The 21,508-nt window shown below is 63.2% G+C and carries 22 protein-coding genes and 1 pseudogene; 11 read left to right on the top strand and 12 right to left on the bottom strand.

Annotation, left to right across the window (positions count from 1 at the left end; all coding sequences use genetic code 11):
* Nucleotides 1–236 precede the first annotated feature (236 nt).
* The gene (locus ACF8EF_RS18530) at nt 237–1,229 is read left to right on the top strand and encodes a response regulator (protein WP_176683047.1); all 993 of its coding nucleotides are present in this window, start codon (nt 237–239) and stop codon (nt 1,227–1,229) included.
* A complete protein-coding gene (locus ACF8EF_RS18525) occupies nt 1,226–1,594 on the top strand; it encodes a response regulator transcription factor (RefSeq protein WP_392461517.1) in 369 nt (122 codons plus the stop codon). The genes ACF8EF_RS18530 and ACF8EF_RS18525 overlap by 4 nt, the downstream gene beginning before the upstream one ends.
* Nucleotides 1,595–1,661: 67 nt before the next feature.
* On the opposite strand, the gene ACF8EF_RS18520 is transcribed toward ACF8EF_RS18525, so the two are convergent.
* A complete protein-coding gene (locus tag ACF8EF_RS18520) occupies nt 1,662–3,152 on the bottom strand; it encodes a YifB family Mg chelatase-like AAA ATPase (protein WP_392461519.1) in 1,491 nt (496 codons plus the stop codon).
* Between the two features lie 235 nt (nt 3,153–3,387).
* Between ACF8EF_RS18520 and ACF8EF_RS18515 the strand changes: the two genes are divergently transcribed.
* On the top strand, nt 3,388–5,484 hold the full coding sequence (locus tag ACF8EF_RS18515) for a DUF4034 domain-containing protein (RefSeq protein WP_392461521.1): 2,097 nt from the start codon (nt 3,388–3,390) through the stop codon (nt 5,482–5,484).
* On the opposite strand, the gene ACF8EF_RS18510 is transcribed toward ACF8EF_RS18515, so the two are convergent.
* Both ACF8EF_RS18510 and ACF8EF_RS18505 read right to left on the bottom strand, forming a co-directional pair.
* Nucleotides 5,438–5,791, bottom strand: coding sequence for a gamma-glutamylcyclotransferase family protein (locus tag ACF8EF_RS18510; protein ID WP_020190994.1), 354 nt, complete (start codon nt 5,789–5,791; stop codon nt 5,438–5,440). The genes ACF8EF_RS18515 and ACF8EF_RS18510 overlap by 47 nt on opposite strands.
* Nucleotides 5,792–6,058 (bottom strand): accessory factor UbiK family protein, encoded by a 267-nt coding sequence (locus ACF8EF_RS18505; RefSeq protein WP_339533578.1) that lies wholly within the window; start codon nt 6,056–6,058, stop codon nt 5,792–5,794.
* Between the two features lie 535 nt (nt 6,059–6,593).
* Between ACF8EF_RS18505 and glnK the strand changes: the two genes are divergently transcribed.
* The 3 genes from glnK (at nt 6,594) to sutA (ending at nt 9,069) form a co-directional block, all read left to right on the top strand.
* Nucleotides 6,594–6,932 carry a P-II family nitrogen regulator gene (glnK, locus tag ACF8EF_RS18500; RefSeq protein ID WP_002555808.1) on the top strand — a complete coding sequence of 113 codons (339 nt, stop codon included), beginning with the start codon at nt 6,594–6,596 and terminating at the stop codon, nt 6,930–6,932.
* A gap of 46 nt (nt 6,933–6,978) precedes the next feature.
* Nucleotides 6,979–8,310 (top strand): ammonium transporter, encoded by a 1,332-nt coding sequence (locus tag ACF8EF_RS18495; RefSeq protein WP_176682844.1) that lies wholly within the window; start codon nt 6,979–6,981, stop codon nt 8,308–8,310.
* 429 nt (nt 8,311–8,739) lie between these two features.
* Nucleotides 8,740–9,069 carry a transcriptional regulator SutA gene (sutA, locus tag ACF8EF_RS18490; RefSeq protein WP_021783509.1) on the top strand — a complete coding sequence of 110 codons (330 nt, stop codon included), beginning with the start codon at nt 8,740–8,742 and terminating at the stop codon, nt 9,067–9,069.
* 180 nt (nt 9,070–9,249) lie between these two features.
* Here sutA and ACF8EF_RS18485 read toward each other — a convergent pair whose 3' ends face one another.
* The 6 genes from ACF8EF_RS18485 to ACF8EF_RS18460 are packed head-to-tail and all read right to left on the bottom strand — an operon-like array spanning nt 9,250 to nt 13,869.
* Nucleotides 9,250–9,945, bottom strand: a complete 696-nt coding sequence (locus ACF8EF_RS18485; protein ID WP_176682843.1) for an HAD family hydrolase — start codon at nt 9,943–9,945, stop codon at nt 9,250–9,252.
* Nucleotides 9,942–10,841 (bottom strand): tyrosine recombinase XerC, encoded by a 900-nt coding sequence (xerC, locus tag ACF8EF_RS18480; protein WP_176682842.1) that lies wholly within the window; start codon nt 10,839–10,841, stop codon nt 9,942–9,944. Before xerC ends, ACF8EF_RS18485 begins: the two co-directional genes overlap by 4 nt.
* The gene (locus tag ACF8EF_RS18475) at nt 10,841–11,551 is read right to left on the bottom strand and encodes a DUF484 family protein (RefSeq protein ID WP_209969222.1); all 711 of its coding nucleotides are present in this window, start codon (nt 11,549–11,551) and stop codon (nt 10,841–10,843) included. The genes xerC and ACF8EF_RS18475 overlap by 1 nt, the downstream gene beginning before the upstream one ends.
* A 13-nt stretch (nt 11,552–11,564) precedes the next feature.
* Nucleotides 11,565–12,395, bottom strand: a complete 831-nt coding sequence (gene dapF, locus ACF8EF_RS18470; protein ID WP_014592814.1) for a diaminopimelate epimerase — start codon at nt 12,393–12,395, stop codon at nt 11,565–11,567.
* 4 nt (nt 12,396–12,399) lie between these two features.
* Complete coding sequence (gene lysA, locus ACF8EF_RS18465; protein ID WP_010955746.1) at nt 12,400–13,647, bottom strand: diaminopimelate decarboxylase; 1,248 nt, start codon at nt 13,645–13,647, stop codon at nt 12,400–12,402.
* Between the two features lie 9 nt (nt 13,648–13,656).
* Nucleotides 13,657–13,869 carry a lipoprotein gene (locus ACF8EF_RS18460; RefSeq protein WP_176682839.1) on the bottom strand — a complete coding sequence of 71 codons (213 nt, stop codon included), beginning with the start codon at nt 13,867–13,869 and terminating at the stop codon, nt 13,657–13,659.
* Nucleotides 13,870–14,108: 239 nt separating this feature from the next.
* Between ACF8EF_RS18460 and cyaY the strand changes: the two genes are divergently transcribed.
* The 3 genes from cyaY (at nt 14,109) to rnk (ending at nt 15,224) form a co-directional block, all read left to right on the top strand.
* Nucleotides 14,109–14,441 (top strand): iron donor protein CyaY, encoded by a 333-nt coding sequence (cyaY, locus tag ACF8EF_RS18455; protein ID WP_004575827.1) that lies wholly within the window; start codon nt 14,109–14,111, stop codon nt 14,439–14,441.
* A gap of 1 nt (nt 14,442) precedes the next feature.
* Nucleotides 14,443–14,667: a DUF1289 domain-containing protein gene (locus tag ACF8EF_RS18450; RefSeq protein ID WP_176682838.1), complete on the top strand. Its 225-nt coding sequence runs from the start codon at nt 14,443–14,445 to the stop codon at nt 14,665–14,667.
* Between the two features lie 146 nt (nt 14,668–14,813).
* A complete protein-coding gene (gene rnk, locus ACF8EF_RS18445; protein WP_003253652.1) occupies nt 14,814–15,224 on the top strand; it encodes a nucleoside diphosphate kinase regulator in 411 nt (136 codons plus the stop codon).
* A gap of 63 nt (nt 15,225–15,287) precedes the next feature.
* Here the strand turns inward: rnk and ACF8EF_RS18440 are convergent, their stop codons facing one another.
* Complete coding sequence (locus ACF8EF_RS18440) at nt 15,288–18,143, bottom strand: class I adenylate cyclase (protein ID WP_392461522.1); 2,856 nt, start codon at nt 18,141–18,143, stop codon at nt 15,288–15,290.
* 166 nt (nt 18,144–18,309) lie between these two features.
* Between ACF8EF_RS18440 and ACF8EF_RS18435 the strand changes: the two genes are divergently transcribed.
* Nucleotides 18,310–18,762 (top strand): YaiI/YqxD family protein, encoded by a 453-nt coding sequence (locus tag ACF8EF_RS18435; RefSeq protein WP_003253654.1) that lies wholly within the window; start codon nt 18,310–18,312, stop codon nt 18,760–18,762.
* A 137-nt stretch (nt 18,763–18,899) separates the two neighbouring features.
* Here the strand turns inward: ACF8EF_RS18435 and elbB are convergent, their stop codons facing one another.
* Nucleotides 18,900–19,559 carry an isoprenoid biosynthesis glyoxalase ElbB gene (gene elbB, locus ACF8EF_RS18430; RefSeq protein WP_017148021.1) on the bottom strand — a complete coding sequence of 220 codons (660 nt, stop codon included), beginning with the start codon at nt 19,557–19,559 and terminating at the stop codon, nt 18,900–18,902.
* Between the two features lie 112 nt (nt 19,560–19,671).
* On the opposite strand from elbB, the pseudogene ACF8EF_RS18425 reads away from it, so the two are divergent.
* Nucleotides 19,672–20,298: pseudogene (locus tag ACF8EF_RS18425) on the top strand (sterol desaturase family protein); the annotation flags it as partial.
* A 501-nt stretch (nt 20,299–20,799) separates the two neighbouring features.
* On the opposite strand, the gene ACF8EF_RS18420 reads toward ACF8EF_RS18425, so the two are convergent.
* Nucleotides 20,800–21,444 carry a DedA family protein gene (locus tag ACF8EF_RS18420; RefSeq protein ID WP_176682836.1) on the bottom strand — a complete coding sequence of 215 codons (645 nt, stop codon included), beginning with the start codon at nt 21,442–21,444 and terminating at the stop codon, nt 20,800–20,802.
* Between the last annotated feature and the right edge of the window lie 64 nt (nt 21,445–21,508).

Here is a 21,508-nt window from a genome sequence, read left to right as displayed (position 1 = left end):
AGCACCCCCGCTAGCGACATCCTGAGGCGCGAGTATACGCAGCGGGCCCAGCATGGATGCGGGTTACAGCCTGCTTGGCAGGAACGGGCACGCTGTTGTCCGTTATCGTCCCCTGAGGGCTGGCTGACTTTTGTATAGTCCTCAGGCCAACCTATCCCTCGGGATAATTGTCTGAATGCGTATGCTGGCTTAGGCTGCCCATGCAGCGAAAACGCCCGTGCCCGCGCGAGGAAGCCATGATCCGAATAGGCAATGCCCTGGTGTCGCTGGAGCGGCGCGAAGTCTTTGTCGACGGCAAGCCGATCCTGTTGGGTGGGCGTGCTTTCGAAGTGCTGGCCACGCTGATCAGGGCCAAGGGCCGCGTGGTCGGCAAGGACGAGCTGTTCAGTCAGGTGTGGGCTGGCACGGTGGTCGAGGACAATAACTTGCAGGTCCAGGTGTCCTTGCTGCGCAAGGCCTTTGGCGACCGCGGCCTGATCCAGACCGTGCCGCGCCGGGGCTACCGTCTGGCCGCGCAGATCAGCCTCGAGGTGCCTGGTCAGGCACTGGGCAGGTCGCTGCTGCGCAGCGTGGCCGAGACTGTCGAGCCGCTCGATGAGCGTGTGAACGTGCCGGTGCTGGTGGTGGATGACGACCCGTCGGTGCGCACCGCTCTGGGCCGGCTGTTGCGTTCGCAGAACATCCCGCATCACTTGTTTGCCAGCGCCGAGGCGCTGTTCGAGGCCCGCCTGGAAACCCCCTGTGCCTGCCTGCTGCTGGACATGCACTTGCCTGGCACAAGCGGCCTGGAGGTACAGGATGCGCTGTGCCGGCTGGCGCTGCCCTGGCCGATCGTGTTCATGACCGGCTTCGGCACCATCCCGATGACCGTTCAGGCCATGCGCGCCGGGGCGGTGGAGTTTCTGACCAAGCCATTCGATGAAGACCAGTTGCTGACCCTGTTGCAGACAGTGCGCGCCCGTGCCGTGGCCGAAGGCCGCAAGTGGCTCCATGCGCGGCAGGTCGAGGAAAAGTACCAGCGCCTGACTCACCGTGAGCGCCAGGTCTTCTCGCTGGTGGTCGGCGGCTTGTCGCACAAGCAGATCGCCAGGCAGATCGGCACCAGCGAGGTGACGACCAAGGTGCACAAGAAGAACATCATGAACAAAATGCAGTCCCGCTCGCTGCTGGAGCTTGCGGCCATGCACAACCTCCTCGGAGCGCGGTCTGCGAGCCTGGGCGGCGCATGAGCAGAGGGGTGTGCATCGTCGACGACGATGCCTCGGTGCGCAAAAGCCTGGCCAACCTGCTGCGCTCGGTGGGGTTCGAGACCTTGTCGTTTTCCGCCGCGGACGCATTCCTGGCCTCGCCACTGGCGGGTGAGGCGGGCTGTGTGTTGCTTGACCTGAAGATGCCGGGGATGAGTGGGCTGGAGGTACAGCGTGAGCTGGCACAGCGGGGGTGGTGCTTGCCGGTGATCTGCATGTCGGCACATTGGGATGATGGCTCGGTACGGGCAGCGATGGGCCTTGGGGCACTGGCCTGCCTGGGCAAGCCGTTTTCTGAAGAGGTGCTGCTGAAGGTGGTTGAAGAGGCTTTGGCCGGCGGTCAGTGAGGTATGGCTGTGCCGGCCTCTTCGCGGGTGAACCCGCTCCTACGGGGGGCCTCACAACCCTGGCAATCTAACTGCTCCCCGGCCGGTACTGCAGGGCCTCGGCCAAGTGCGCCCGGCCTATCGTCTCGCATCCCTCCAGGTCCGCCAGTGTCCGCGCCACCTTCAACAACCGGTGCGCCGCCCGAAGCGATAAGGTCAGCCGCTCGCAGGCCCCTTCCAGCCAGACTTGGTCCGCCGCTACCAACCCACAGTGATGCCTTAAACCTTCAAGGTCTAGAAATGCATTCGCACACCCTTGTCGCCTGTGCTGCAGCTCCCGCGCTTCAGCTACCCTGACGGCGACATCGGCACTGGTTTCACCACAAGGCTGGTTGTTCAACGTAGTGCTTTCGCGAGCCACGGTCAGGTGCAGGTCGATGCGGTCCAGCAGTGGCCCGGAAAGTTTGTTGCGATAGCGCGCGATCTGCTCGGTGCTGCAGCGGCAGCGGCCAGTGGGGTCGCCCAGGTAGCCGCAAGGGCAGGGGTTCATCGCCGCCACCAGCTGGAAGCGCGCGGGGAAACGCACTTTGTCGCGGGCACGGGCAATCACGATTTCACCTGACTCCAGTGGCTCGCGAAGCACTTCCAGTACGCGCCGCTCAAACTCCGGAAGTTCGTCGAGAAACAACACGCCGTGATGGGCGAGCGTGATTTCACCTGGTTGCGGTCGGCTACCGCCACCGACCAGCGCCGGGCCGGACGCAGAGTGATGGGGGTGGCGAAAGGGTCGCTGTGGCCAGCTGTTCAGCGGCGCTTTCCCGCTGACCGACTGGATTGCCGCCACCTCCAGCGCTTCGTGCTCGTCCAGTGGTGGCAGCAGCCCGGGCAGGCGGCTGGCGAGCAAGGTCTTGCCGGTGCCGGGCGGCCCGGTGAACAGCAGGTTGTGCGCACCGGCCGCAGCCAGCAGCAAGGCACGCTTGGCTGCCAGTTGGCCCTGCACTTCGCTCAGGTCCGGGTAGGGGCGTTGCTGCAGGATCAGGCCGTTGGCAGCGTAGGGCGGCAGCGGCACCTGGCCGTTCAGGTGGGCGACCAACTCCAGCAGGTGGCCCACCGCATACACCACCAACCCGCCGGCCAGGCTGGCTTCCTCGGCATTTTCCCGTGGTACCACCAGCGCCCGGCCTGCTTCGCGTGCCGCCAGTGCCGCAGGCAGCACGCCCTGCACCGGGCGCAATTTCCCCGACAGCGCCAGTTCGCCCAGGCATTCCATATCGGCCAGGGTGGCAATCGGCACCTGGCCGTCGGCGGCGAGGATGCCCAGGGCGATGGCCAGGTCATATCGGCCGCCATCCTTGGGCAGGTCGGCGGGGGCGAGGTTCTGGGTAATGCGCCGCTGTGGGTACTTCAGCCCGGAGTTGACGATGGCGCTGCGCACCCGGTCCTTGCTTTCCTTGACCGTGGTTTCCGGCAGGCCGACCAGGGTGAGATGAGGCAGGCCGTTGGCCAGGTGGGTTTCGACGCTGACCGCCGGTGCCTGCACGCCAACCTGGGCGCGGCTGTGGACGAGGGCTAGGGACATGAACACTCCGTTGTTGCTGGAAAATGCCGCTTCCTGCGGCTGGGCAAAGCATAGCCAGTGCTGCCATGGCTGGCGCAACAAGTGTGCGTCGTGGTTTTTCAGGGCAGGGGTTTTCCCTGCGTTTTCATGGGCTTCGGCAAAAATGGATCCAATAGGCTTTGCGCAGTCGTCAGGTATGACTTAGTGTTGTTGGGCAACCGCAGTTGCCATGGGATGGCACTGCGTCTTCTTTCAAATGGACTTGAGGTATTGCTCCGTGCAAACGCTCACCTGCACGCACCAGGCAATTCGCGAACTGGTGCAGGCCAGTGCATTCGTTGAACTCAACCGCTTTTTCGACAGGCTCGAGGCTCAGTGGCGTCAGGCCCCGACCGGCGAGTTCCCGGCCTACCTGGCGGCCATTGAAGGGCACATGCTGCTCGACCAGGAAAACCAGAGTGACAGGGCCCTGAGCCAAGTGCTCAGAGCCTGGATTGACGCCTGCCCCAGGGCATATCACCCACAAGTGGTAATGGGTATGCACTGCTTCCACCGGGCCTGCCAGGTGCAGGTTGGTGGCCAACGCAACGCTGCACGCTTGCTGGCTGTCGCGCAAATTTGTGAATCCGCCAGCGCGCACCTGTTGCGTGCAATGGACCGCTCTGCTCACCCCGTGGCAGCGGCCATTGGCATGCTGCGCATCAGTGCGCAGTTCCATGAGCCTGGTTGGTTGCTGCAACTGTTTCAGGGGGAGCCCGCACGTTTCAGGCCCAGTGCCCATGCCGATGTAGAGGTGCAGGAAGCTGCAGCGCCGTTGCTGGTGAAGCATGGGTTGTTGCCCTTGGCCGAGCTTCCTCAGGCGCTGCCGCTCTGCCTGGGCAGGCGGGTCGAACATGAAAACGAAGACCCTCGCTATTTTTGGCTGCGCCATGCGCTGATCGCTCGCCCCGGTTGCTTCGAGGCGATCCAGGCCCTTGCTGTTTACCTGCTGCCCCATTGGGGCGGCAGCCTTGATGCGTTCGAGCTGTTGGTCAATGGCCCGTTGTGCGTAGCCTGGGACGAGCGCTTGCGTAATGCGCTGCGCTGGATGGCCGTCGAAGGCCGCCTGATGCTGCCACAGGCTGACCCGTTGCAGGCCGTCGCCGACTGGCAGCAGGTGGTCGAAGACTGGTTAGAGCGCCCGTTAAGGCCCAGAGAGCGTGCCGTCGTTCTGGCATGGCGGGGGTCGCTGCGCAGCAGGGCATTGGGCGACCATGCTGGCGCTATGCGCGATTTTGCCGCGAGCTTGGCGTGCAATGCCGATCTCGGCGCCATCCGCGCCATGGGCGTGCCTTTTCGCTGTTTGGCCGAGCTGATACTGCGCGATGGCATGGCAGATGAGAAGCAACTGTTACACGGCGCCATTGAGCGCCTGTGTGACGGCCGTTCACATGCTGCTGCCTGTGCATTGCGCGCGGCCGGGCACCGTTTCGGGCTGTGGGCGCTGCCACGCTCGGCCGAGCAGGCAAGGCTATGGTTGCAACGGGCGGTGAATCGCCAGTGTGCGGGCCAGGCACCGGGGTTCGAAGTGCTTGAAGTGGCACGGTTGCTGTGGGCAGCCAACCGGCATGAAGTGGCCTGCTACCTGTATGAACGCTGCGCCGAACTGAACCTGCCGGGTGCTGCCTTGGCCTTGTACGAGCTGCACCACGGCGGCCTGGCCAACACCCCGGCGCATTACCTGGATGATGAAGCAGCCGGGTATTGGCTGCAGCGTGCGGTGGAGGCAGGTAGCAGGCAGGCCAAGTACAATCTGGCCTGCCTGCGCATGGATGGCGATGAGGATTTGAACGAGCGCAGTGCCATGCTGGCGGTCAGGCGCCTGCTTGTCGACGCGCTGGGCAACGCGCAGATCAACGCGCGTGCGCGTTTGCATCTGGGAATTTTGTTACGCCGGTTTGGTGAGACGCAGGAGCGGACCGAGGCGGTTGCTTACCTGTTGAGCCTGGTCGAGCACCCGGACCTGCGGCTTGCCGGGCGTGCCTGCGCCGAACTGGGGCTGGCCTGGATGCAGGGGCGCGGCACCCGCAAGCAAAGCCGCTTTGCCGCCATCGAATGGGTCAAGCGAGCGGCCAGCTTGCAGCCACGGGATACGGCCATTGGTGATATCCAGGCCGAGATCCTCAATTCGCGCAATCGGGTGAAGACGCTGTTTACTCAGTGCGGGGCGGCGTTGTTCCGCGGCACACTGCATGCAAGTGAGCTACCACCGAAACAGGCCTTTACCCACACCGAGTCGTTGCGGGTTCAGCCTGCATCGGACCGTCTCAGGCACGTACATAAACCCAGGCTGTCAGGCCCGATGCAAGGGTGACGGCGACGCGCTTGTAGTCGGCAACTTCATAGCGGTCCGCTGCAGCCAGTTCGTCTTCGCTGATCTGAAAGACCATGCCGGCCACGCTGTCGTTCGCCTGGCTGCTGGGGGAAACGATGGGGTGATGGGACTTGCCGCTGGTCGCCAGTACGCCTGGGTCGGTGATCTCGACCCAATCCAGGCGGTAGCCCGGCATGCGGTCGGCCTGACCGTTCAGCTCACGGCCAAAGTTGGCCAGTTGCACGGCTTTATCCTGCAAGGTGCCGTAGGAAAACAACAGTACCGGGTATGCGCTGGAGGGTTGCATTCACTCATCCTGTGAGGGTGGGTTCAGCCGGGCTTCCAGCTCGGCTACCTGTTTTTCCAAGGCCTCAAGGCGTGCGCGGGTACGCGCCAGTACGACCATCTGGCTGTCGAATTCGTCACGGCTGACCAGATCCAGCTTGCTGAAGGCACCTTGCATCAACACTTTGAACTGGCTTTCCAGTTCCGCACGGGGCTGGGCGGCATCGCTGCTGAACAGGCGCGAGGCCTGGTCGCTCAGGGCATCGAGAAGGGCTTTGGGCGCGAGCATGGGGCTGTCCACTGAAACGGAGAAATGGCCGCCAGTGTAGCACGCACAAACCTGGCGCCTGAGTGCACATTGGCCTTCGCAGGAGCGGGTTTACCCGCGAAGAAGACACCGCGGTGGATGGCACGGGCTTCGCCCGTGTTCGCGGGCAAGCCCGCTCCCACAGGATGGCGCCAACTTTTAGAAATTGAGCAAGACAGTTGCTCCCACAAAAGAATGATCTGCGGTTTCTAATCCGTTGCACATTTTTCGCGCAACGTGTCCCGCCGCTGCGCACCGAAATTGTGCATGTTTCCCATGCTGGCGACTGGCCAATCCCGACCAAATCACATAACGCTCTGTTTTTCGGCACTTTGTCGGAACTGGCAAGGATTCTGCAAAGACCTGTACGAGCCATGCACTGAAGCAGTTCCTTGTGACCAGGCAGTGCGCACGCGGAGCCGGGTGCCGACGACGCGTTACAAAGCCAACCGCTGCGCTTAGACTTGAGACGGGTTTGTTTTCCTGGGGCAAGTCCACCAAATCGGGAGAGAGTTTCATGAAGCTAGTCACAGCCATCATCAAGCCGTTCAAGCTGGACGACGTACGCGAGTCGCTGTCGGAAATCGGCGTGCAGGGCATCACCGTCACCGAAGTCAAAGGTTTCGGTCGGCAGAAGGGCCACACCGAGCTGTATCGCGGTGCTGAATATGTGGTTGATTTCCTGCCCAAGGTGAAGATCGATGTCGCCATCGATGACAAGGACCTTGATCGGGTAATCGAAGCCATCACCAAGGCAGCCAACACCGGCAAGATCGGTGACGGCAAGATTTTCGTGGTGAATCTGGAGCAGGCGATCCGCATCCGTACCGGCGAAACCGATACCGACGCGATCTAAGCAGCAACAAAGCCTCACCAAACCCAACGCCCCAGGAGAAAACAACATGACTCTGCGTAAGATCGCAGGGCTAGGAGCCCTATTGTCCCTCGTAATGCCCGGGCTTGCCCTGGCAGAGGAAGCTGCCCCAGCGCTGAACTCCGGCGACACCGCCTGGATGCTGACCGCAACGGCGCTGGTGCTGTTCATGACCATTCCGGGCCTGGCCCTGTTCTATGGCGGCATGGTGCGTTCCAAGAACGTGCTGTCGGTGATGATGCAGTGCTTTGCAATTACCGGCCTGATGAGCATTCTCTGGGTCGTCTACGGCTACAGCATGGCCTTCGATACCGCCGGTATGGAAAAGGGCGTGCTCAACTTCAACTCTTTCGTTGGCGGCTTCTCCAAGGCCTTCCTCAGCGGTGTCACGCCTGACAGCCTGACCTCGGCCACCGCGCTGTTCCCTGAAGCGGTGTTCATCACCTTCCAGATGACTTTCGCCATCATCACCCCGGCGCTGATCGTCGGCGCCTTTGCCGAACGCATGAAGTTCTCGGCGATGCTGGTATTCATGGGCATCTGGTTCACCCTGGTGTATGCGCCGATCGCACACATGGTGTGGAGCGGTGACGGTGCCCTGATGTGGGACTGGGGCGTACTGGACTTCGCTGGCGGCACCGTGGTGCACATCAACGCCGGTATCGCAGGCCTGGTCTGCTGCCTGGTACTGGGCAAGCGCAAAGGCTACCCGACCACCCCGATGGCCCCGCACAACCTCGGCTATACCCTGATGGGCGCGGCGATGCTGTGGATCGGCTGGTTCGGCTTCAACGCAGGCTCTGCTGCTGCTGCCAACGGCACTGCCGGGATGGCCATGCTGGTCACTCAGATCGCTACCGCCGCCGCCGCACTGGGCTGGATGTTCGCCGAGTGGATCGGTCACGGTAAGCCAAGTGCGCTGGGCATCGCCTCGGGCGTGGTGGCTGGCCTGGTCGCCATCACCCCGGCTGCGGGCACCGTCGGGCCGATTGGCGCGCTGATTATCGGCCTGGTTTCGGGTGTGGTCTGCTACTTCTGCGCCACCACGCTCAAGCGCAAACTCGGCTATGACGATTCGCTGGACGCCTTCGGCGTGCACGGTGTTGGCGGCATCATCGGAGCCATCCTCACGGGTGTGTTCGCGGCCCCGGCGCTGGGCGGCTTCGGTACTGTCACCGACATCGGCATGCAAGTCTGGATCCAGGCCAAAGGTGTGATTTTCACCGTGGTCTACACCGCCATCGTCACCTACGTGATCCTCAAGGTGCTGGATGTGGTGATGGGCCTGCGGGTCAACGAAGAAGAAGAGTCGGTCGGCCTCGACCTGGCTCAGCACAACGAACGCGGCTACAACCTGTAACTGCGACGCGGTAAAAACTTGCCCGGCTTGCCGGGCATTTTTTTGCCAGTTTTTCAGCATTTCCCGCACGGCAAACGGTTTATTCGACACGTTCGTGACGTAGGTAAAAAACTTACAAGTCGCAGGGCGTTTATGGTGCTTTGCTTTTTCCACGGGCGCGCTAGAATGCGCGCCGAAGGGTGTTTGACGAGTAGTCCACACACTTCGCCAGCCTTTGCTAGGCTTGCCAATAGCGTGTGGCCAGCAGGGGCTAATGGATTTGTCAGGTCCTGCCAGGAGCAGGGCCTGCTGGGTACCGCCTCCCATCAGGAGTGCCGACCCAAGGGCAGTGGCCTAACCCACGGCCAGTTGAATTTTCACTGGTGGCTGCCGGTCTACGGCTGCACTGGTCTATAACCAACCTGCTTTTCGCAAGTCATGAGGTAGAACATGAGCGACGACGATCTGGAAAATGATGACCTCGAAGTAGGCGACGAAGACGAGGGTGATGAGGGCCTCGAGGCGGCGGCTGATGACGGCGTGGAAGACGCTGGCGATGATGACAGCAGCCCGGCACCCGTTGCCAAGGGCAAATCCAAGGCAGCAGTCTCGGTAGACGAGATGCCGAGCATGGAAGCCAAGCAGAAAGAGCGTGATGCACTGGCCAAGGCGATGGAAGAATTCCTTTCTCGCGGCGGCAAGGTGCAGGAAGTCGAGGCCAACGTGGTCGCCGACCCGCCCAAGAAGCCAGACAACAAGTACGGCAGCCGCCCTATCTGAGTGGCTGATCGCAAAAAAGCCCGCCGTCGCTGCGGGCTTTTTTATGCCTGTGGGTTTTGTGTTGCCTGTTCCGGCCTCTTCGCGGGCATGCCCGCTCCCACAGGTACACCACAGGGTTCAGGACCTGCGCGGTCCCTGTGGGAGCGGGCGTGCCCGCGAATGGGCCGCAAAGCGGCCCCGTCAGCGCCAGCGCGCAAGCACGTCAGGTAGTTGCGACAGGCGCTGGATCTCGGCATCCGGCGCCTGTTCGCCAGCCCAGGTCTTGCCCTGCGGGTTGAACCACACCGCGCGCAAACCGGCGCGCTGGGCACCGGCAATGTCATCGCCAGGGTGATCGCCGATGTGCACCGCCGCACCCGCATCCACCTCGCCACGGCGTAGCGCTTCGAGGAACGGCGCCGGGTCTGGCTTGCCAATGCCCAGGTCCTCGGCGCACAGGGCAAAGCGGAAATAATCGGCCAGCCCCAGCCGGCTGACGTCGGCATTGCCGTTGGTGACCACGCCCAGGATGTATTGATGGCGCAAGATCTCAAGCACCGGCTGCACCTCTGGGAAGATCTCCACCTGGTGGCGGGCATGCAGGAACACTTCGAAGCCCTCGTTGGCCAGCGCTTGCGCGTGCTGCTCGCTGTAGCCGACCTCTTCCAGGGCATGGAACAGCACGCGCCTGCGCAGGGCGCTGATGCGGTGCTTGAGGCCGGGCTCTGCTTGCACCAGGCGCTCGCGGATGGCGAACAGGTGCTCCACCGGTATGCTGCCGAGGGTTGGTGCGTTGGCCTCGAGCCAGTCGCGCAGCACGACTTCCGCGGTGGCAATCACCGGCGCGGTGTCCCACAGGGTGTCGTCGAGGTCGAAGGTGATCAGCTTGATGCTCATGAGTCTGTGCCTTTGCTGCGTTTGGCCCGAGGGTGGGCGCTGTCGTACACCGCGGCCAGGTGCTGGAAGTCCAGGTGGGTGTAGATTTGCGTCGTGCTGATGTCGGCATGGCCGAGCATCTCCTGCACCGCGCGCAGGTCCTGGGATGATTCCAGCACATGGCTGGCGAAGGAATGGCGAAGCATGTGCGGGTGCAGGTGTTGGCCCAGCTCACGCTCACCGGCGGCCTTTACCCGCAGCCGAACGGCCCGGGGGCTGATGCGATTGCCCTGGCGGGTAATGAACACTGCACGGTCGCGTGGGTTGCCGATGCCGCGCAAACGGTACCAGGCCTGCAACGCCTCGCGAGCCTTGCGACCCACCGGCAGTACGCGGGCTTTTCCACCCTTGCCCAGTACCTGCACCAGGCCGGCGGCGAGGTCGAGGTGATCAAGATCGAGGTTGGTCAGCTCGGACAGGCGCAGGCCCGAGGAATAGAACAGTTCGAGGATCGCCTGGTCACGCCGGGCGATGAAGTCGTCGTCCACGCCGCCATCGAGCAGCTGCAGTGCGCGGTCGGTATCCAGTACCTTGGGCAGCCGACGCTCGCCTTTGGGCGCGCTCAGGCCGGTGGCCGGGTCGTGCTGGCACAGGCCTTCGCGGTTGAGGTAGCGGTACAGGCCGCGCACTGCCGACAACAGGCGTGCCAGGCTGCGCGGGGACTGGCCATGGTGGTGCAAGCGAGCGACCAACTGGCGCAGTTGCTGAATTTGCAGCGCCTGCCAGTCGGCAATGCCGTGCTCTTCGCAGTAGGCGATGACTTTTTCCAGGTCGCGACGGTAGCCCAGCGAGGTGTGCTCCGACACTTGGCGCTCGTTGCGCAGGTGTGCGCAATAAGCCTCCAGCTGGCGTTTCATCAGCGTACCGAGCGCAGGGTCTGGGTAACGCGTGGCACAACGCGGCCGAGCACCTCGGCGATATAGCCGAGGAAAAGGGTGCCGACGCTGCTCTTGTAGTGTTGCGGGTCGCGGCTACCGATGGCCAGCACCCCGTGCAGCCCTTGGTACTCAAGAGCTGCCACGGCGCTGGAGCCCACTTCCTGGCGCTGTTCTTCACCGAACAGGAAAGCCAGCTCGTGCTCGCGCAGGTTGCCACTGACTGTCTTGCCACCGCCCAGCAGGGCACCGATGGCTTGCTGCGCCTCGGCATTGCTGACCCAGCGCCCCACCGGCGCGACGTTGTCGCCGAACAGGATCAGGCTGACGAAGGGCACCTGGAATTCCTGGCGCAGGCTGTCTTCGACCGCCATTACCACTTCTTCCAGGCTGCCGGCATCGAGCAGGTCAAGGATCAGCCGGCGGGTCTTGTCGAACAGCCGGTCATTGTCGCGGGCCACGTCCATCAGTTGCGACAGGCGATGGCGCATTTCGATGTTGCGGTCACGCAGCAGCTTGAGCTGGCGTTCCACCAGCGACACGCTGTCACCTCGCTGGTGCGGGATGTGCTGTTCGATCAGCAGCTCGTCGTGCTCGGCGAAGAAGGTAGGGTGGGCGCGCAGGTAGGCGACCACCGCTTCGGCATCGAGCTCGGCGGACTGCTTGGGTACAACCTTGGGCTGATCGGTCATGGCGGTTACTCGTTTAGAGACGAACCTGTCCTTCGTAGACGCGTACGGCCGGGCCGGTCATCATCACGGGCTTGCCGGGGCCGGCCCATTCGATGTGCAGGCGGCCACCGGGCAGGTCGAGGGACACCGGGGAGTCCATCCAGCCCTGGCTGATCGCCGCCACGGCCGCGGCGCAGGCGCCGGTGCCGCAAGCCTGGGTTTCGCCGGCGCCGCGTTCCCACACGCGCAGGTTGGCGCGGTGGCGGTCGATGACTTGAATGAAGCCGGCATTCACCCGCTGTGGGAAGCGTGGGTGGTTTTCGATCTTCGGGCCCAGCTCGTGCACGGGTGCAGTATGCACGTCGTCGACACGCAGCACGGCGTGCGGGTTACCCATGGACACGGCCGCTATGGAATGCAGCTGGCCGTCGACCTCCAGTGGGTAGCTCAGCGCCTGCGCGTCAGCAACGAAGGGGATTTCGGCAGGGATGAAGCGGGGTGGGCCCATGTCGACACTCACCTGGCCGTCGTTCTGCACGTCCAGCACGATGATGCCGCTCTTGGTTTCCACGCGGATGCGCTTTTTCGCGGTCAGGCGCTTGTCCAGCACGAAGCGGGCAAAGCAGCGAGCACCGTTGCCGCATTGCTCGACCTCGGAGCCGTCGGCGTTGAAGATGCGGTAGCGGAAGTCCACTTCCGGGTTGTTCGGCGCCTCGACGATCAGCAACTGGTCGAAGCCGACACCGGTATGGCGGTCACCCCATTGCTTGGCGTGCTTGGGCTGGATGTGCGCGTGCTGGCTGACCAGGTCCAGGACCATGAAGTCGTTGCCCAGCCCATGCATCTTGGTAAAACGCAGCAGCATGGGCTTACTCCGGCAGCAGGCTTTCGCCAGCATACAGTTCGGCGACGGTCTCGCGGCGGCGTACTTCGAACGCCTGGTCGCCGTCGACCAGGATTTCAGCGCAACGGCCGCGGGTGTTGTAGTTGGAACTCATGACAAAACCATAGGCGCCCGCGGACTCTACGGCCAGCAGATCACCTTCGGCCAGGTTGAGTACGCGGTCCTTGCCGAGGAAGTCGCCAGTCTCGCAGATAGGGCCGACCAGGTCGTAGGCACGGCCTTCGCCTGCACGTGGCTTGACTGCGCTGACGCCCATCCAGGCCTGGTAAAGGGCCGGGCGGATCAGGTCGTTCATCGCTGCATCGATGATGGCGAAGTCCTTGTGTTCGGTGTGCTTGAGGTATTCCACGCGGGTCAGCAGCACGCCGGCGTTGGCGACGATGTAGCGGCCTGGTTCGAACACCAGGGCCAGGTCGCGCTCGCCCACGCGCTCGCGGATGGCCTTGATGTAGTCGGCCACCCGTGGTGGCTGTTCGTCGCGGTAGCGCACGCCGACACCGCCACCCAGGTCCAGGTGGCGCAGGTGTATGCCGCACTCGGCCAGGCGGTCGACCAGCACCAGCAGGCGGTCGAGGGCGTCGAGGAATGGCTCGACGGTGGTCAGCTGCGAGCCGATGTGGCAGTCGACACCAACCACTTCCAGGTTCGGTAGCTGTGCGGCGCGTACGTAGATGGCCTCGGCATCGGCAATGGCGATGCCGAACTTGTTTTCTTTAAGGCCGGTGGAGATGTACGGGTGAGTACCGGCATCGACATCCGGGTTGACCCGCAGCGAAACCGGGGCAACCTTGCCCATTTCGGCGGCTACCACTTGCAGGCGCTCCAGCTCGTCGGTGGATTCGACGTTGAAGCAGTGCACGCCAACTTCCAGGGCGCGGCGCATGTCTTCACGTGTTTTGCCGACGCCGGAGAACACCACGCGGTCGGCACGCCCGCCAGCGGCCAGCACACGCTCCAGTTCACCACCGGAAACAATGTCGAAGCCTGCGCCCAGGCGCGCCAGCACGTTCAGCACGCCAAGGTTGGAGTTGGCCTTGACCGCGAAGCACACCAGGTGCTCGGTGCCTTGCAGGGCATCTGCGTAGCTCCGGTACTGGGCCTCGATGTGGGCGCGCGAATACACGTAGGTTGGGGTGCCATAACGTTCAGCAATGGCCGACAGGGCCACGCCTTCCGCGAACAGTTCACCGTCGCGGTAGTTGAAAGCGTTCATCTGGTTTCCTTACTGCGCTGGCGATTGCTCGGGCTCGGATTGCAGCTCGGGCTGCTGCTCTTGTTCCGGGGCCGGCTCGGCTTTTGGCTGGTGCTGGTGCGACTTGTGCGCTTTGCCGTTATCGCCATCTTCAGGCAGATACAGCGGGCCTTTCTGGCCACAGGCCGAAACGAGGCAGGCAACAGCGACCAGCGCCGCGAAGGAGGAAATCAGGCGCTTCATGGGTGAAATCCTTAGAAAAATGCAGTATTGCGCCCGAGTATACCGAGCGACCGGCGGCTTGCCTATGCAAGGACCGGTCCGCCGGGCGGGCTATGCTTAGCCTCTGCGCAGCCCCCTGTAGGAGCGGGCTTGCCCGCGAAGAGGCCGGTGAAGGCAACGGCTAAACCTTTGCATTCGGCGGCAAGCGCCCGTATCTTGCCCGGCTTGCCTGTAACGCAGCCAATTTCGAGGTTCCTGCAATGAGTTTGAGTGAAGCGCGTTTCCATGATCTGGTCGACGCGACCCAACAGGCCCTGGAAGATCTGTTCGACGAGAGCGGCCTGGACCTGGACATGGAGAACTCCGCCGGTGTCCTGACCGTCAAGTTCGAGGGCGGCGCCCAGCTGATCTTCAGCCGTCAGGAGCCACTGCGCCAGCTGTGGCTTGCCGACCGCTCCGGTGGTTTCCACTTCGATTACGACGAAGACAGCGGCAAGTGGGTGTGCGAAAAGAGCGAAGAGTTGCTGGGGGAAATGCTCGAGCGTATCGTCTGGGAGCGGGCCGGCGAGAAGCTGGACTTCGACGAAATCTGACATGAGTAGCGCCCAGGTCCGGCCGCCCAAGCCGCTTTACAGCAATGTCAGCCCTGCAGTGCCGTCACCGTGCATCAGCGTATGCCGGCTGGACGAACAACGGGTGTGCACCGGTTGCCATCGGCATGTCGAGCACATTCGCGAATGGCGCTCGGCCGATGACGAACGGCGCCGGCAGATCTGCCGCGAGGCCCAGGTCTTGCGCGAGCAGGCTAAGGCACACTGAGCGCAGGGGCTTGAGTATTTGCCCGGCTGTGGTAGTGTCGGGTTCTGCGTCGGTGACGCCAAAGCCTTCTCAAACCCCGCCCTTGGGCGGGGTTTTGCTTTATTTGCACGTTGAAAACTGCCTGTTCAAAGGAGTCTGACTGGATCATGAGCACCAAGCCTTCCCTCATCCTCACCCGATTGGACGTACAACGTCTGGAGCGTCTGATCGACAGCCTCGACGAGAGTACGCCGGGTGTGCTCGCCCTGCAGGACGAGCTGGACCGCGCCGAGCAGGTGGTCGGTCACGAGGAAGTGCCGGCGGGCGTGGTGACCATGAACTCGCGGGTGCACTGCCGTGAGGAAGCCAGCGGCAAGGACTACCACCTGACGCTGGTGTACCCCAAGGATGCCGGGCCGGAAGGCAAGGTTTCGATTCTGGCGCCGATTGGCTGCGCCTTGCTGGGGCTGTCGGTGGGCGAACAGATCGATTGGCCGGCCCCGGGGGGCAAGACCCTCAAGCTGAAGCTGCTGGAAGTGGAATACCAGCCGGAGGCGGCGGGCGATTACGACCTGTAAGGGCCAGTAGGCCGCTTCGCGGGCCATTTGCAGCACAAGGCTGTTCCATCTTGTGCTGCGAGTTCAGGCGCCTTCCGCCAAAACCTGCTCCAGCCCCTCATTCAAAGCCTGCTCCAGCACCCGTTTGTAGCTCAGGTATACCTGCGTTGCCCCCAGGCGGTCATCCAGCAGCTCGGACAAATCCAGGTCGGTGATATAGCACCGGTACTGCGCTGCACCACGGCGCTGACCGATGATCTGCCGGGCCACCACCGCATACAGCTGCTCACCATGTTCCAGCTCGGAAAACTCCTGCTGGTCGCAGTACAGCGTCACATGCGCCACACCCGCTACACCGGCCTGGATAATCGCCTGTACCTCATAGTAAGGCTGGTCGCTGCCCTCGGCCGGGGCCAGGCGCGGCTCGATGCTGCGTGCCTTGCCTGGGCCGGTGGGCAACAGCTGCGCGAAGTGGATATCCAGCGAGGACGGCCGCAGGCTATCGAGGGGCAGGCGTGCATCGCGGCGCATCACCACCGAGCGCAGAAAGCGCTGCAGTGGCAACAACAGATGCGCTTCGTCATGCAGCGGCAGGCGTTGTTGCCACAATGCGTTGTATTCATCCAGCACATACACGTCGGCCCAGCCGCCCTGCAGGCGGTAGAACACCTGAATGCAGGCTGGTCGGCCTTGCTCCAGCACCAGGCGCAGGTCGTGGTCCTGCAGCGCATTGGCATCCAGGTACAGCGGGCTGTAGGCGCTGCGCTCTTCGCCCAGGTAGGCCAGTAGCGCCTCATGCTCGGCCAGGGTCGTCAGGCTGACATGCTCGGGCAGCAGCTCCAGCACATGGGTGTGTTGGGCCACCTGCAACAGGTAGCGGTGGTGTAGCCCTTGATCCCGCAGCAGCTGCGCGGTGTCGAAAATTTCCTCTACGCGCTGGCCGATAGGCTGGGCACGGCTTTGGCAGAAGCAGCGTACTCGCACCCGTGGCCGGTGGCCGCGCTGCGCCGGGCTGTTGAGGAAGTCGCGCAGGCAGCGCACCAGCGCGTGTTCGCCGTCATAGCGCTGGACCAGCACCTCGTTCCAGCTGTTGACGGTGACCTGGTCCAGGGTCAGCACCAGGTTTTCGCGTACGCCAGCGTAGCTCAACGAATCAGTGCGCTCTGTGGTCATCAAAACGTTCAGGTCGCGGTGGTGGCGCAGCGGGTCGACGCCGACGTTGACCAGCAACAACACCTCATCGGCAACGCTGGGCTGCAACAGGCGCACTTCGCTGACGGTGGGCAAGGGCAGGGTGATACTTTGCCGCAGACAGCCCAGCAGGTTGAACAGCTCGAATTCCCCGAGGTCGCTGACCCCTGGATGCAGCGCCAGGCGGGTGCTGTTGTCGATGACCCCGTTGCGATGGGCCCAGGTCAGCAGTTCGAGTAGCTCACGGCAGCGCTTGATCGGGCTGAAGTGCTGCACCTCGTGGGTGTTCAGGTTGCCGCTGTACAGCTCCCAGTGGTAGCTGCCCGGCTCCTTGCGGTTGGGTGCCTGAACCAGCGTCAGGGTGCTTTCGGCGAGGTCAGGGGCGATGCCGGGGTTGATCACTTCGACCTTGCCGGCGCGGCGCTCGAAGGCTGCGTACAGGCGCCGGCCCAACACATTGAGGTCGCGCTGGTCAGCGCGGCTGCTCGCGTTCTGGGTGCGGGCGAACTGGCTGAGGAAGCGATAACTGAGGTTAAGCTCGGCCACCAGTTCGCGGCGCTCGACGGCAACCTGCTGCACTTTCCATTGGCTGCGGCTGTCCAGCAGGGCCAGCTGGCGCTGGTCCCAGCCCCACTCGTCGGCCAGGCGCTGCAGCAGCCGGCGTTGCCAGCCTTGGCTGCGGCCTTGGGCGCTGAGCTTCTTGTTCACCTTCAGGTACAGGCTGCGCCTTACCAGCTCCAGGCGCGCGGGTTCGCCGCGTTGCAGCAGGTAACGTTCGATGCGCCGGTAGACCATCACGTAGGGGTCCAGCTCGTCGAGGTCGAGCTGGTTGGCAAACACTGCCTGCTTGTAGTCCAGGCTCAGGCAGCGCACCGCAGGGTGTTCGCTGGCGTAGGCTTCGGTCAGCAGCAGTTTGAGCAGCGATTTGTAGGGCGAGTCGATGCCTTTGAACAATTGCCACAGGCCCGCGCCGACGAACTCACCGGGCGGAATGTGCGCCAGGTTGCCAAGGTCTAGGGCGTCCTGGCTGCGGATGAAGCGTTTGGACAGCAAGGTCTGGGTGTAGCTGTAGTAGTTGTGCTCCTCGTACACAGGTACCAGCCACCACAGCGGCGTGCGCCCGGCCAGCCACAGGGTGGTGCGGTAGAACTCATCCAGCAGCAGGTAGTGCTGGGTGGTGCCGCAGTCGTCGGAGCCGAGCTGGCCATCGCGCTGACCTTGGGCGAAGCCCTGTGTATCGATCAGGAAAAAGTGTGCTTCGGCCCCCAGGCTTGCCGCCCAGACCTCCAGCAGCTGGCACTTGCGGCGCAGCTCACCCAGCAGCTGTTCGGGCAAGCCGGGTGCATGGCACACCCACAGGTCCATGTCGCTGTGCTCGGCCTGCGCCAGCGAGCCCAGGCTGCCCATCAGGAACAGGCCGTGGATTGGGCGTGGCGGGTTGCCATGCTGGGCCTTGTAGGTGAACGAGCGGGCCAGGCGTTGGGCATCTGCCACCAGCTCGGCGCTTGGCTCGTAAGCCGATACGCCCGCGGGTGTGCTGCCGGAGACGTAACCCGGCAATAACGGGTGGTTCACGTGAAACAGCAGCGGCAGCAACGACAGTACCTGTTGCTGGCGCGTTGACAGGCCCTCCTTTGCTCGCTGCAGTCGGCCCTGGTTGAGATGCAGGAAGCGCGCACGCAATGTCGCCAGGACCTTGCGGTCGATGCCTTCGTCCAGGTCAGGGCGGATTTCGTGAGGGTGGTTCATTGCGCGCTCGGGCAGGCCATTGAAGCTGTGGCGAGTTTAGCCTGAGTGGCGGGGTCGGATAAGCGGTAAATGAAATTTTGGCGCCATTTTTCCAGCGCCGGCCTGCTCCAGCTTTCGCTGCACTTCAGGCATGATGGGCGCATTGAGTTCATGTAGAGAGTGTCCAATGCGTGTATGGATCGATGCCGATGCCTGCCCCAAGGCGGCCAAGGATCTGATCGTCAAGTTCGCCCTCAAGCGCAAGTTCGAGGTGGTGATGGTGGCGGGGCAGGCTGTGGCCAAGCCGGCGTTCGCGATCGTGCGCCTGATCGTGGTGCCCAGCGGCATGGATGCGGCCGATGATTACATTGTGGAGCACGCCGTGCCTGGCGAGCTGGTGATCTGCAGTGACGTACCGCTGGCTGACCGCCTGGTGAAAAAGGGTGTAGCCGCACTGGACCCGCGTGGACGTGAGTTCGACGAGCGCAACATGGGCGACCGCCTGGCGGCGCGCAACCTGTTCACCGAGCTGCGTGAGCAGGGCCAGGTGGGGGGCGGACAGGCGGCTTATGGGGAGCGCGAGAAGCAGGCGTTTGCCAATGCATTGGACCGGATCATTGCCCGGCTCTCGAAAAGCTGAGCGCTGACATGGTTCCTGTAGGCGACAGCCCAGCGTAGCGCGGTGGATGGCACCGGCTCTGCCGGTGTTCGCGGGTAAACCCGCTCCTACAGGACCTGTGGGAGCGGGCATGCCCGCGAAGAAGCCAACGCAGTCGCTTACTCGTGCGTCAGCTCCAGCACTCGGTCCACCAGCTTGTAGATTCCGCCCGCCGCCTCGCTGATCGACTTGGCCTCCATGTACGCCGGGGTAGTCACGAGCTTGCGCTGGGTGTCTTCGACAATGTCGTGTACATCGCATTCTTCATGGGTGCCGCCCATCTTCTCGACAGCCGCCGCAGTGCCGGCATCGCTCCCGATGGTGCAGACCACGCCCGGCCCATAGATCTTCGCCGCCAGCGCCGGCGAGATGCAGATCAGGCCAACGGGTTTGCAGGCGTCGGCAAAGGCTTCGGCCAAGGCCAGCACGTCTGGGTTCACGCTGCAGTTGGCGCCTTCCACGGCAAAGTTGGACAGATTTTTTGCTGCCCCGAAACCGCCCGGTACGATCAGCGCATCGAAGTCTTCGGCCTTGGCCTCACGGATATCCTTGACCTCGCCGCGGGCGATGCGCGCCGACTCCACCAGCACATTGCGCGATTCGGGCATTTCTTCGCCGGTCAGATGGTTGATTACATGCATCTGTGCGATGTTCGGCGCGAAGCACTGCACCTGCGCACCGCGCTGGTCGAGGCGCAGCAGGGTGATCACGCTTTCGTGGATTTCGGCGCCGTCATACACGCCACAGCCGGAAAGAATCACCGCTACTTTTTTTGTCATGCTCATTACTCCAGTGTCGAGGCGCTAAATGTCCTCTAGTTTGGCAGATGTCGCCATAGGGATTCCTGCGGGTGCGGCCTAATCTTGGTGGATAACGTCTGAGGTCGCGCCCATGGACCTGATACTGCTGGCCGTGCCGTTCTTTTTTGTGCTGATAGCCGTCGAACTGGTCGCCGATCGTGTGCGTGGCCAGCGCAATTTCACCTTGGCCGACTCGATCAACAGCCTGAGTACCGGCGCACTGTCGACCAGTACCGGGCTGCTGACCAAAGGCGTAGGGCTGGTCACCTATGCCCTGGCCTTCGAGCACCTGGCGCTGCTGCGATTGCCGGCAGAGGCATGGTGGGTCTGGTTGCTGGCCTTTGTCCTGTACGACTTCTGTTACTACTGGCTGCACCGCCTGGGGCATGAGCGCAACGTGCTGTGGGCTGCGCACTCTGTGCATCACCAGAGCGAGGAGTACAACCTCACCACGGCGCTGCGCCAGACCAGTAGCGGGTTCATTTTCTCGTGGCTGTTCTACCTGCCGTTGGCGCTGCTGGGCGTGCCGCCACTGGTGTTCATCACCGTGGCCTCGCTCAACCTGCTGTATCAGTTTTGGGTGCATACCCGGCATATCCCCAAACTTGGCTGGCTTGAGTGGGTGTTGATCACGCCATCCAATCATCGCGTCCACCATGCGCAAAACCCTGCTTACTTGGATCGCAATTACGGCGGTGTGTTCATTTTCTGGGACCGTCTGTTCGGCACGTTCAAGGAGGAGGACACGGCTGAGCCGGTGGTGTTCGGGGTGACCACGCCGCTGGCCAGTTGGAACCCGCTATGGGCCAACCTGCAGTTCTATGCCCAGCTCTGGCATGACGCCCGGCGCACCACCAGCCTGTGGGACAAGCTGCGTATCTGGTTCATGCCTACCGGCTGGCGCCCGGCCGATGTGGCTGCACGTTACCCACAGGCCAAGCAGGACCTGGCGTTATTTCGCAAGTTCGAGATTGCCCTGGGGCGCGCGCAGCAAGCCTATGTGGCCGCGCAGTTCGTGGTCTACGTGGCCTTGGGCAGCTACTTGATGGACGTGGCCGAGCGCGTGCCGGTTGCCGCGCTGGTGCTCGGCTGGTCACTGATGGCGTTTGGCTTGTTCGTGCTGGGCGCGTTGCTGGAGAATCGGCCCTGGTCTGCACGCCTTGAGCTGGCGCGGCTGTTTCTGAATGCGCCGGCCTTGTACCTGGCCGGCGCCTTGGGCTTAGCGGTGGTCGTGCCGCTGGCCTGGTTTCTGCTCGTGGCCTACAGCCTGCTCAGCCTCTGGGGGCTGGGCCTGGCTCGCCGCCCTGCGCTCCGCGCGCAACGCGCGGAAGCGCCGGCGCAGCCACAGCAGACCGCCCAGCGCCACCAGGCCACCAAGCACCCATAGCTCGTAACGCTTGACGTTACCCAGCAAGCCTTCGAGGATGGCGCCGAAGTGGTAGGCCGCGACGCCCAGGGCCACTGCCCAGATGCCCGCGCCAATCCCGTTCAGCAGCAGGTAGCGGCGTGGCGGGTAACCCGACAGGCCTATGGCCACCGGCATGACCGTGCGCAAACCATAGACAAAGCGGAAGCTCAGCACCCAGATATCAGGATGGCGGCGGATGTGGTCCAGCGCGCGGTCACCCATTGCCTGCCAGCGCGGCTTGCGCGCCAGGATCCTGCGCCCGTGGCGTCGGCCCATGAAGTACCACAACTGGTCGCCCGCGTAGCTGCCGAAGAAGGCCACCAGGCACACCAGATTGATATCCATGTAACCGCGGAACGCAAGGAAACCCGCAAGCACCAGAATGGTCTCGCCTTCAAAGAAGGTGCCTAGAAAAAGGGCGAAGTAGCCGAAATCCTGCAGGAATTGTTGAAGCATTTTCTGAGGTGCTGGCGAAATGAACGCGCAGCCTACCCCTTCGCGCGCGTTCGTGAAAGTGTCC

Origin of the sequence: Pseudomonas sp. zjy_15, assembly GCF_043101865.1 — a bacterium.
Taxonomy (GTDB): domain Bacteria; phylum Pseudomonadota; class Gammaproteobacteria; order Pseudomonadales; family Pseudomonadaceae; genus Aquipseudomonas; species Aquipseudomonas putida_Y.
This window is presented reverse-complemented; position numbering and strand designations above follow the sequence as displayed.

Excerpts from the sequence above, each read along its gene's own strand:
- ACF8EF_RS18530 (WP_176683047.1), top strand. The coding sequence starts at position 237 with ATGATCCGAATAGGCAATGCCCTGGTGTCGCTGGAGCGGCGCGAAGTC.
- ACF8EF_RS18525 (WP_392461517.1), top strand. The coding sequence starts at position 1,226 with ATGAGCAGAGGGGTGTGCATCGTCGACGACGATGCCTCGGTGCGCAAA.
- ACF8EF_RS18520 (WP_392461519.1), bottom strand. The coding sequence starts at position 3,152 with ATGTCCCTAGCCCTCGTCCACAGCCGCGCCCAGGTTGGCGTGCAGGCA.
- ACF8EF_RS18515 (WP_392461521.1), top strand. The coding sequence starts at position 3,388 with ATGGACTTGAGGTATTGCTCCGTGCAAACGCTCACCTGCACGCACCAG.
- ACF8EF_RS18510 (WP_020190994.1), bottom strand. The coding sequence starts at position 5,791 with ATGCAACCCTCCAGCGCATACCCGGTACTGTTGTTTTCCTACGGCACC.
- ACF8EF_RS18505 (WP_339533578.1), bottom strand. The coding sequence starts at position 6,058 with ATGCTCGCGCCCAAAGCCCTTCTCGATGCCCTGAGCGACCAGGCCTCG.
- glnK (WP_002555808.1), top strand. The coding sequence starts at position 6,594 with ATGAAGCTAGTCACAGCCATCATCAAGCCGTTCAAGCTGGACGACGTA.
- ACF8EF_RS18495 (WP_176682844.1), top strand. The coding sequence starts at position 6,979 with ATGACTCTGCGTAAGATCGCAGGGCTAGGAGCCCTATTGTCCCTCGTA.
- sutA (WP_021783509.1), top strand. The coding sequence starts at position 8,740 with ATGAGCGACGACGATCTGGAAAATGATGACCTCGAAGTAGGCGACGAA.
- ACF8EF_RS18485 (WP_176682843.1), bottom strand. The coding sequence starts at position 9,945 with ATGAGCATCAAGCTGATCACCTTCGACCTCGACGACACCCTGTGGGAC.
- xerC (WP_176682842.1), bottom strand. The coding sequence starts at position 10,841 with ATGAAACGCCAGCTGGAGGCTTATTGCGCACACCTGCGCAACGAGCGC.
- ACF8EF_RS18475 (WP_209969222.1), bottom strand. The coding sequence starts at position 11,551 with ATGACCGATCAGCCCAAGGTTGTACCCAAGCAGTCCGCCGAGCTCGAT.
- dapF (WP_014592814.1), bottom strand. The coding sequence starts at position 12,395 with ATGCTGCTGCGTTTTACCAAGATGCATGGGCTGGGCAACGACTTCATG.
- lysA (WP_010955746.1), bottom strand. The coding sequence starts at position 13,647 with ATGAACGCTTTCAACTACCGCGACGGTGAACTGTTCGCGGAAGGCGTG.
- ACF8EF_RS18460 (WP_176682839.1), bottom strand. The coding sequence starts at position 13,869 with ATGAAGCGCCTGATTTCCTCCTTCGCGGCGCTGGTCGCTGTTGCCTGC.
- cyaY (WP_004575827.1), top strand. The coding sequence starts at position 14,109 with ATGAGTTTGAGTGAAGCGCGTTTCCATGATCTGGTCGACGCGACCCAA.
- ACF8EF_RS18450 (WP_176682838.1), top strand. The coding sequence starts at position 14,443 with ATGAGTAGCGCCCAGGTCCGGCCGCCCAAGCCGCTTTACAGCAATGTC.
- rnk (WP_003253652.1), top strand. The coding sequence starts at position 14,814 with ATGAGCACCAAGCCTTCCCTCATCCTCACCCGATTGGACGTACAACGT.
- ACF8EF_RS18440 (WP_392461522.1), bottom strand. The coding sequence starts at position 18,143 with ATGAACCACCCTCACGAAATCCGCCCTGACCTGGACGAAGGCATCGAC.
- ACF8EF_RS18435 (WP_003253654.1), top strand. The coding sequence starts at position 18,310 with ATGCGTGTATGGATCGATGCCGATGCCTGCCCCAAGGCGGCCAAGGAT.
- elbB (WP_017148021.1), bottom strand. The coding sequence starts at position 19,559 with ATGACAAAAAAAGTAGCGGTGATTCTTTCCGGCTGTGGCGTGTATGAC.
- ACF8EF_RS18420 (WP_176682836.1), bottom strand. The coding sequence starts at position 21,444 with ATGCTTCAACAATTCCTGCAGGATTTCGGCTACTTCGCCCTTTTTCTA.